Genomic DNA, 10,333 nt, shown 5'->3' on the forward strand with positions numbered 1-10,333 from the left:
CTTTCAACATAATTTGACATTTTTTTTCTCCTCTTTAATAATAAAATTCGCAAAGTTGGTAATGCCTTATTAACTTAAATATATCACTTTGTTAAAATGCAGTCAACGGGTTTTCAAAGGTTTAATCAAAACCGCAACTTTATAATAAACGCGTTGCAATAAATGTAAGTAAAGGTAAAATCTCATCAACCATTGTTTGTTGATTCATGGCAGACATGATATAATAATCGGAAGAAAAAAAGCCAAACTGTGTAAATGGAGGAACAGGTTTGATTCGTAATATAGTGAGAGAAACACAACAGGTGCTTACAGACAGAAGATCCCTTGGTTTTTTCGGTACAAACAGAAAAAACATGATCCGTCTTTTAAATGATCTGCAGTGGAAAAAGGTTTTTACAAAACTTGCCGAGAACAGAGAGTTTTCGGCGGAAAAAATATTGGAGGAAATGAAGCCTTTCATGGAAAAATGGTCAGAAGAACCGGAATGTGGCTGGCTTCAGTTTATATGTGAAGAAACTAAAGCTGCCATGTATCCGGAAAATTATATTGCACGGGCAGAAACCGGGCAGAACAGAGCCAAATATTTTTTCCTTGAAAATTACAGGGCTTTGTTGAGATATGAGAGGCAGAGCAAAGGGTTTTCGCCTACAGATCATATAGACTTTTTTGGGAAAGATCAGGTTAAGGAATGCATCACTTTTAAAGAATATGAAAGACTGTTAGATTTCTGGAAACGTGATTATATTTTTGAATTTATGAGGATTAGCCGGGAAATAACGCCGTTTAATACGATAGGTCATATAGGTGGGGTTCACTATGTTGCTACATTTGTCGGAAAACAGCTTTTAGGTACCGATATACCTATAGATATGGCACTTGTCTCGGGTGCCGCCGCATGCCATGACTTGGGAAAATTCGGATGTAGTCCGCAGGAAGCCGAGCGAATCCCGTATCTTCATTATTATTATACAGATGAGCTCCTTAAAAAAGAAAATATGCCTATGACAGCGCATATCGCCAGCAACCATTCCACATGGGATCTTGAACTGGAAAACCTTTCTGTGGAATCTTTGCTTTTGATATATGCTGATTTCAGAGTGAAAAGCAGCAGACGAAACGGTGAGGAGACCATACATTTTTATACTCTTTCGGAAGCTTTTGATGTCATATTGGAAAAGCTTGATAATGTTGATTTGGAAAAGCAACACAGATATGAGAAAGTTTATGCAAAGCTTAAGGACTTTGAAGATTATCTTATTGACTTGGGCGTAGAAACAGATGTATGGAGTTCTCCTGCTCACAATGTGGGAGTCTATGAGCAGGATATGGCGCTTTTGATGGCAGATCAGGTAGTGCAGCATATAAAGTATACTGCTATAGAGCATAATATACAGATAATGGGAATATTCAATAATGAATCTGCTTTCGGAAGTCTCATAGAGGCTGCCAGAAGTGAGAAACAGTGGAAAAGCCAGAGGACTTATCTTAATATTCTTTCGGAATATTTTACTTATATGACAAAGCCGGAAAAACAGCTTACGATAAATTTTCTGTATGAATTGTTGTCTCACAGAGAGGGGGATATAAGACGTCAGGCAGGAAGGCTTATGGGAAATATAATAGCTGAATATGATGATGTATACAGAAAGGAGATTCCTGAGTGGGCCGGAAGCGACAGCATAGATGTATCTGAGGCTGCTGAGATATGGGATACATATCTTCACAAAATAGTGTTTCCGGATTATCGTGTTACGGATCAGCACAGAAGCTGGATAGGATATACTCTCAAGGTAGTTCTTCAGGGGCTTATCGAAAGCTCTGAGGATGGTAATATAAGTGTTTTTATGAGACAGTACTTCAGGCTGTTCGGATTCAGCCGTGTTAAAGACAGTGCTGTATTTGTGCTTCTTGATTCTGTTATAACGATTCCGCAAAAGCTGTTTTCTGAAGAAGAAATGATTTCCGTTTTAGAATTCGCCGAGACGGTATCTGTAAGGGAACCTGTTGAAATTAAAATAGGAGCTCTGAGAGTTGCCGAATATATTTCTGACAAGATGGACAGCTATTACGTAAAAAAATGTATAAAAAATATAATAGGCAATGCATGTGATACCATGGATAATATAAGTGTGTCATATTTGGTCTATAAAATACTGAAGAATATAGGAGAGGAAGAAAACGCCAAGAAATGTTATGATAAGATTGGATTACTGGAAGAACAAGGTTCTTTGAGTGATGCTGTATCGGCAATATTCAGAGAGAATCTCAAAGTAGGAACTCCGTGGGTTGTGAAGATTGTTAATATGGAGTTTCTTCTTGAACACGCTCTAAATGACAGACTCAAAGAACAGACCTTCTATCTGGCCTCTCATTTTTCTAATCTGATAAAAGTCAGTGAGAGAGTTACCGTAAGGCATAAAGCGGGGAGAGGTCTGATTGAGATCGCAAGGACACTTCCTATAGAGCAGATAAATGAGATAGTTATAGAATTAACAAAGGGGCTTGAGATTGGTGAATATCAATTTTCTAAATATATTCCGGAGTATCTGGGTGAGCTTGTTCTTTATCTGTATCCGGGTGAATTGGATGAGTTTATGGACAATATAGGAGAATTGATAGAAAATACTAATGACAAGGTAGGTTCAGTAGCATTGGATACCATAGGAGAAGTTATAAAAAAATATTCGTCTTATAGATATAAGAATATTGAGCCTAAGGTGGAATATGAGAGTCGCAAGACAAAGATGCTGGGGATGCTGCTTAAGGGATTTGCCAATTATCATGAAGTGGTCAGCCAGGAAGCAGTCATGGTTACAGGTCAGTATATTTTCGGAACAGAAGAACTTTCGCAAGAAGAAAAGTTTGATATTTTCAGGCAAACATATAAGAAGATTCTGACTCTGATAACAGATATAGAAGAGTATGATATGAATTTCTTTACGAATGCGGCTGCGCTGAATCATATATATAGATTTATTTCTGAATACAAGTTTAGCTGCGGAGATATGAATCTGCCGGAAAATCATAATATTGCATTCTTTCCGGGAACTTTTGATCCTTTTTCTCTTAGCCATAAAGGAATTGTACAGGCTATAAGGGATGAAGGATTTGAGGTGTATCTTGCCATAGATGAATTCTCATGGTCAAAAAAAACGCAGCCGAGGATGATAAGAAGACAAATAATTTCAATGTCTGTGGCAGGAGAACCTGATGTTTTTCTGTTTGCTGATGATTTTCCTGTCAATATTGCAAATCCTGAGGATCTTAAACATTTGAAAGAACTGTTTCCCGAAAAAGATCTTTATATAGTGGTAGGAAGCGATGTGATAATCAATGCGTCTTCATACAGGTCAGAAGCAAGCCGCGATTCGATTCATTCTATGAATCATATTGTTTTCCAGAGAGAAACCATGGAGAATAGGGGCAAAGACAGGATAGCTCTTGAAAAGGCATATGAAAACATGAGCGGAAAAATAAGGGAGCTAAAGCTGCCGGTGTATCTGGAAGATATAAGTTCAACAAGAATAAGAGAGAATATAGATTACGGACGTGATATATCAAATCTCATAGATCCTGTAGCCCAGAATTTCATATATGATAACAGCCTTTATCTGAGAGAGCCTCAGTATAAGAATGTATTTGAGATAAAGAATATATCATTTGAATCTCTTAAGTACAGAGGAAGCCAGATACTGGCGGATATGGAAGAAGATCTGAGAGAAAGAGGATTGGATGTGGCTTGTATAAAGCGATATCTGGATGATCCGGATGTAAGTGCTGCAGTCATGTGGAATGAGAATCGGCGCATATGTGCTATTGCGGCTGTGAATGAGATAGAAACAGGAGAGCTTTATGACGAATTCAAAGATGTGGAGATAGCGTCTTACCTGAGGGAAAAGGCTACAGGGCGGATGCTGATTATACGGGGCCTTTACTGTTCGTCGAATACAGATATGAGAAAACTGCTGCAGATAATAACGACAGAGGTATTGTCAGAAGCAGTAGCAGATGATATGACATACGGTATATATCATCCTCTTGAGGAACAGCCAAGTAATAATATATTGGACATACTGAGTCTGCAGGGATTTACTGAAATAATTTTAAAAGGCGAGCCTCAGGGTGTGTATGAAGTCAATATGAAGGAGCCTATCGCTGTTATTGAGAATATGGATACGGTTTTGAAAGAGCCGTTTAATACTAATCAAAAAATACTCAGAATACTTGAACAGACTCATATAGAGATGCAGAGGGCGTTAACTAAGCTGAATCCGGGGAATCTTGTCTTGTCTTTTAATGCAGGAATCATGCATCAGAAGATAGTCGACATGGTAACCAAGAATAATAATGTTCCAAATTACCCCGGAATGAAGCGGAATTTGGGAGAATGTATGTGCGTGCCTTTTGGGAAGATACTCAGAGGTATGGTAGTACCTAATACTGTGACAAAGACTCTTCATACTGAAAAGATGTTTTCGCCGACTCTTGACAGTTTCACTATAGAAGAATATCCGATGTATGCTACCATACCTAATCAAATAAAGACGATAAAGTCTTTTAACAGACCGGTGATACTGGTGGATGATCTGCTTCATAAAGGGTACAGAATAAAAGCTCTTGATCCTATTTTTAAGGAAAATGATTTGAAAATAAGAAAACTGATAATGGGTGTTCTTTCGGGGTATGGCAGAGATTTAATGACTATTCAGGATCGTGATGTGGAAAGCGCTTATTTTATACCGAATCTTAAAGCATGGTTTGTTGAGTCCACTTTATGTCCGTTTATAGGAGGAGACGGTGTTCAGAGTTTTGAGAAGACAGAGGCGAATTTGATACCGTCCATAAATCTGATACTGCCTTTTGCAGCACCTACATTTCTTCATGATTCCAGTAAGGAAGCAGTTTATGAGATGTCAATGGTATGCATTGACAATGCGGCCAAGATCTTCAAGGTCTTGGAAGAAGAATATCAGACGCTGTTTGAGCGAAAGCTGACTATAAAACGCCTCTCGGATGTTATAAAATCGCCGAGAATGCCTAATGGATCAAATAGAGTAGCCGTGGATTTCAACTTATCTCCGTCGGTATATATGGCTGATTACATGGAGAGACTTTTAAGATTGGAAAGTGCGTTAAAATGAGATATATAAGTGAATTGATAGATAAAAACAGAAAAACGAAGCTTAGTGAAAGCTCGGTGATGTTTCCTGACAAAAAAAGGATAAAAAAGGACAGCAAAGTGAATCTTCTTGCTTTAGGGGATGTTGGAGGTACCGTTCTTATGGGATTGAAACTTCTTGGAGGAAGTACCATAAGTCAAATAGGAATATATGATCTGGATGAAAAAATGGCGAGACGATATGAGATGGAGATCAATCAGATATCTTTTCCCGATGGAAGAAAACTGCCTTTTGTAGAAATCCTCAAGGAAGAACGAATTTTTGACTGTGATATGTTTGTGTTTTGTGCATCTCTTGGCGTACCTCCGGTGGGATCTTCGGGAGATGTAAGGATGGCTCAGCTGAAAGCCAACCGCAGATTGGTATCTATGTATGGAAAAAAGGCTGTGAAAAGTGGATTTGACGGTATCTTTGCAGTTGTATCTGATCCTGTGGATCCTCTGTGCAAGGCAGCTCTTATGTCAGGTCTTGATCCCTGTCAGATTCAAGGATATGGCCTTGGTGTCATGAATGGACGAGCTCGTTATTTTGCAGAAAAAGATAAACGGTTCACCAGATATTTGAGAGAAGGGAGAGCTTTCGGGCCTCATGGAGAGGATCTTGTAATAGCAGACAGCATCAAAGTATATAATGATGAGATATCAAAGGAATTGACCAAATTTGCGGTGACTGCTAATATGAGGGTGAGAGAAGATGGATTCAAACCTTATATTGCTCCGGCTATGTCATCGGGGGCAATATCTCTTATAGAAACTCTTAAGGGAGAGTGGAATTATTCCTCAGTTTATTTTGGCTGCGGGGAAAAAGGAGCGTTTTTAGGGTGTAAAAATAAGAGAACGCCGGAAGGTATAGTAGCAGAGAATCTTCCACTTGATGAAGCGCTGTTTATGAGAATAAAGCATGCATATGATAATTTGAAGAATCTTTAAAAAAAGACGGTCCTCAGCAGATGAAAGGAGAAGTTATGAAAGATTTGATTGTAATAAATCCATACTGTCCAGAGGAAAGTAAAAAAGAGAGGCTTGAAAAAATAGTGCGGTACAGTGTAGGAAACAGGATTCATAAGGTTTTTTCCACTGTGGAAGAAGTGGAGAATGCTGATCTGAGGAATAAAAGAATACTATTCACTATTTCTTTGGGGCAGTCCGGTATAAACTTAAGCTGGTATGCAATCATGAAATATCTGAGGATTAACAGCAATGCTCTTGACGGATCCGTAGGAGGAGTTATCCTTGACGGCAACAGCGAGATATTCACGAAATCAACAGGACGGAGTCTTGTGTTTACTGCTAACAGAGCCGGATGCACGTTTCCGGGCAGACCTCTTGTGGAAGGGACAAGGACTTTGAAGAATTACAACATACAGGCGCAGAATCTTAACACTGATAATATGGGAGCATATATGACAGCCGGAAGAGATCTGGTAAATAATATTATGAAATATTCTCCGAAGAAGAAAGCCCATCCCAATATACTGGTACTTCATGCCGGAAACAGCAGTATATCAAACAGTTTGGCTCTTTGGAACATGGTGAAAAAACATCTGCCGCAGTGCCATTTTAACGAAATTTCTTTGAGAAACGGGCAGATTATAGACTGCAGGGGGTGCTCATATGCAACATGCAGACATTTTGGAGAAGAAGGCAGTTGTTTTTATGGGGGAACTATAACTGAGAAAGTGTATCCGGCTATTCTGGCTTGTGATGCTCTTGTGATGGTATGTCCAAATTATAATGATGCTTTAGGAGCTAATTTGACAGCTTTTGTGAATAGAATGACAGCGCTTTTCACTGCTCATAGGTTTTATGATAAAAGTCTTTTCGGAGTTGTGGTTTCAGGCTACAGCGGAGGGGATATTGTAGCGGAACAGCTTATAAGCGGTCTTAATATGAATAAAACCTTTGCTTTGCCCGGCAAATTTGCTATACTGGAAACAGCTAATAATCCCGGAGAGATAACAGTCTCGGAAGGAGTGGGCAGAAGAGCTGAGAGCTTTGCACATAACATGAAAAGTGTTCTGATAGGATAAAGCTGAAAGTTCAATTTTTAGATTTACATACTCGGGAAAGGAGGCAATATCATGACTGAAACATCTATGGATACGGATATGAAGACACAGCAGTTCGATGAAGATGTTGACAAGATTTTGGGACTGCTGCAGGAAAAATCATATTTTAAAGCGAGGGATGAGATATTAAAACATAATGAAGTTGATATTGGTGAAATTCTCGAAGAGGTGCTGGAATCTTTGGGAGTAGAAAAGACTATCATCATATTCAGGATGCTGCCTAAAGATGTATCCGTAGAAGTATTTTCTCATTTGCCCTCAGACGATCAAGTGACTATTGTTCATGGAATAACCGACAGGGAAATTTCATATATCATTGAGGAACTTGATTTTGACGATAAGATTGACGTATTGGAAGAACTGCCGGCAAATATAGTAGATAAGATACTTGAAAATACGCCTAAAGAAGAACGAAAACTGATAAATACTTTTTTAAATTATCCGGACACATGCGCAGGAAGTTTGATGACGCCTGATTATATAAGCCTTCAGGAGACCATGACAGTTTCTGAGGCTATGGCTCACATAAAACATGAGGGTATGGACAGCGAGACTGTTTATACGTGTTATGTGAAAAAAGGCGGGAGAAAGCTTGACGGTATCGTTTCTCTCCGAGCTCTTGTCATCGCAGATGATGACATGAAAATATCAGAGCTGATGAATACTGACTATGTATATGTCAATGTTTACGATGATCAGGAAGAGGTGGCTGAAACTTTTAAAAAATATGGTTTTTTAGCTATACCTGTGGTTGATAATGAACACAGGCTCGTAGGTATCATAACATTTGACGATATTCTTGAAGTAATAGAGGAAGAGACTACTGAGGATATCCAGAGAATGGCAGGAGTAATGGATGATTCGGATACAGAATACCTTGATATGGGGGTTTTCAGGCATGCTCGTAATAGGATACCGTGGCTTGTTTTCATGAATATATCAGCCATGATAACAGGAACCATAATTCTAAGGTTTGAGACAGTACTGGCTCAAGTGATTATATTGGTTTCGTATTTGCCTCTTCTGATGAGTACAGGTGGAAATACAGGATCTCAGGCGGCGACTCTTGTCATAAGAGGTATGGCTGTAGATGATATAGATTTAAAAGATGCGCTGAAGGTTGCTTGGAAAGAGTTCAGGATAAGTATAATACTGGGAATATCCCTTAGTATTTTGAATATGGCAAAGGTTGTATTCATAGACGGACAGAAAGTGATTATAGGATTTACGGTGGCACTGTCTATGATAATAATCGTAGTTTTTGCTAAACTTTTGGGAAGTCTTCTGCCTATGGCTGCGAAAAAGCTCGGTATAGACCCTGCCTTAATGGCGAATCCTATGATATCGTCACTTACAGACATGTTTTCATCGGTTACATTTCTGCTGATAGCATCTTTGCTTTTGGGAATAACTCTTTAAATTTGTTTGTAATAAAAAATTTACAGGTCATTGAAGGTACTTTTTTCACTGACCTGTTTTTATTTTTTCTTTGAGGAATTTTAATGTAATATTTATATATTATTTAATATTGTATTTTATTTCCCGAAGGAGGATATAGATTTATGAGTGATTCTGCTGTAGCGTGCATTATTTTTATTGCGGTTATGATTATTATAATCTCTGAAAGAATACACAGGGCTGTTGTTGCTATTTTCGGTGCTGTACTGCTTCTGGCATTGGGAGTAATGGATGTTGAAGCGGCTGCCGGATATGTAGATTTTAACACCATAGGGGTTTTGGTGGGAATGATGTTGTTCATGGCAACAGTAAAATACTCAGGTCTATTTGAGTCTCTTGCGGTGATATCGGCTAAGGCTGCAAAGGGAGATCCATGGCGCATTATGATTATATATATGATTATTACGGCTTTGTTGTCATCAGTGATAGATAATGTTACAACAGTTCTTTTGATGGGTCCTGTAACCTTAGCTATAACCAGAGCTTTGAGAGTAAATCCTGTTCCATTTTTGATGACTCAGATAATGGCTTCTAATATAGGTGGTACGGCGACTCTTATAGGTGATCCTCCTAATATAATGATAGGCGGAGCTGCGGGCTTATCTTTTATGGATTTTGTGATATTTAACGGACCTGTTGTTTTGATAGTAATGACAGTGATTATTATTTTTTTCAAGTTTCTTTACAGGTCAGAGATGAAGAACGATAGCTTGGGTACGAAAAAGATCATGAAAATGGATGCAAGCCGTATGGTATCTGATAAAAGTCTTCTTGTGAAAAGTATAATAGTCATGTTGGCTACGGTGACAGGTTTTGCATGCAGCAGTTCGTTTAATATTGAAACGTCTGTAGTGGCTTTGTCTTCTGCAGTGATAATGCTGATAATTGGAAAACAGGATCCGGAAAAAATTCTGGCTGCTGTAGAATGGACCACTATAATATTTTTTATAGGTTTGTTTATAATAGTAGGCGGACTGGTGGAGACCGGAACAGTAGATCGCATTGCATCTGTAATAGTTAATATTACGCAAGGAAATCCTATGACAACGATGCTGATAATATTGTGGGTATCAGCTGTGCTATCATCGACACTTGATAATATTCCGTTTGTAGCGACTATGATTCCCCTTATAGCAGCTATGGGAGAGAGCGGTATGGATATATCTCCTCTCTGGTGGGCGTTGTCATTGGGTGCATGCTTGGGCGGTAATGGTACTATAATAGGCGCGTCAGCTAATGTTGTGGTGACAGGTATGAGTGAAAAAAACGGATATCCTATAACATACATGCAGTATTTTAAGATTGGGTTTCCTGTGATGCTGCTGTCGGTGGCGATATGTACCGTATATATGGTGGTTATGTATAGATAGATTGAACGTATAGAAATGATATGAAGTCATTTCTATATATTTTGATGGATTAATAGGATTGAATCGTTCATTTTTTAATTTTAGCATTCGGTTTATACACTTTTCTCAGATGTACTATTTAGATGACAACTTCTTTTGTAAAAGAAAAAAACAAATAAAATCGTGTTGAATACAAAAAGTAAAAATGATAGAATCTTAATAGTCCTTAAAAATTTGACGGTATAAAAACAGAAGTTGCGGAGAATTTTATGGAAAAT

General features: G+C 38.4%; 5 protein-coding genes. All 5 read left to right on the forward strand.

Annotated elements, in window-relative coordinates; genetic code table 11:
- The first annotated feature begins 269 nt into the window (after positions 1 to 269).
- The 5 genes from ACLR96_RS09530 (at position 270) to ACLR96_RS09550 (ending at position 10,076) form a co-directional block, all read left to right on the forward strand.
- A complete protein-coding gene (locus ACLR96_RS09530) occupies positions 270 to 5,141 on the forward strand; it encodes a hypothetical protein (protein ID WP_177268493.1) in 4,872 nt (1,623 codons plus the stop codon).
- Positions 5,138 to 6,109 (forward strand): lactate/malate family dehydrogenase, encoded by a 972-nt coding sequence (locus ACLR96_RS09535; RefSeq protein WP_177268491.1) that lies wholly within the window; start codon positions 5,138 to 5,140, stop codon positions 6,107 to 6,109. Before ACLR96_RS09530 ends, ACLR96_RS09535 begins: the two co-directional genes overlap by 4 nt.
- 35 nt (positions 6,110 to 6,144) lie before the next feature.
- Complete coding sequence (locus ACLR96_RS09540) at positions 6,145 to 7,209, forward strand: NAD(P)H-dependent oxidoreductase (RefSeq protein ID WP_177268488.1); 1,065 nt, start codon at positions 6,145 to 6,147, stop codon at positions 7,207 to 7,209.
- 51 nt (positions 7,210 to 7,260) lie between these two features.
- On the forward strand, positions 7,261 to 8,667 hold the full coding sequence (mgtE, locus tag ACLR96_RS09545) for a magnesium transporter (RefSeq protein WP_243206956.1): 1,407 nt from the start codon (positions 7,261 to 7,263) through the stop codon (positions 8,665 to 8,667).
- Between the two features lie 143 nt (positions 8,668 to 8,810).
- Positions 8,811 to 10,076 (forward strand): sodium:proton antiporter, encoded by a 1,266-nt coding sequence (locus tag ACLR96_RS09550; RefSeq protein ID WP_177268486.1) that lies wholly within the window; start codon positions 8,811 to 8,813, stop codon positions 10,074 to 10,076.
- The last annotated feature ends 257 nt before the right edge of the window (positions 10,077 to 10,333 follow it).

The organism is Lentihominibacter sp. (assembly GCF_046951855.1).
Taxonomy (GTDB): domain Bacteria; phylum Bacillota; class Clostridia; order Peptostreptococcales; family Anaerovoracaceae; genus Lentihominibacter; species Lentihominibacter hominis.

What these genes read in the sequence shown, in the direction of transcription:
- ACLR96_RS09535 (WP_177268491.1), top strand. Translation starts at nt 5,138, where the DNA reads ATGAGATATATAAGTGAATTGATAGATAAAAACAGAAAAACGAAGCTT.
- ACLR96_RS09540 (WP_177268488.1), top strand. Translation starts at nt 6,145, where the DNA reads ATGAAAGATTTGATTGTAATAAATCCATACTGTCCAGAGGAAAGTAAA.
- mgtE (WP_243206956.1), top strand. Translation starts at nt 7,261, where the DNA reads ATGACTGAAACATCTATGGATACGGATATGAAGACACAGCAGTTCGAT.
- ACLR96_RS09550 (WP_177268486.1), top strand. Translation starts at nt 8,811, where the DNA reads ATGAGTGATTCTGCTGTAGCGTGCATTATTTTTATTGCGGTTATGATT.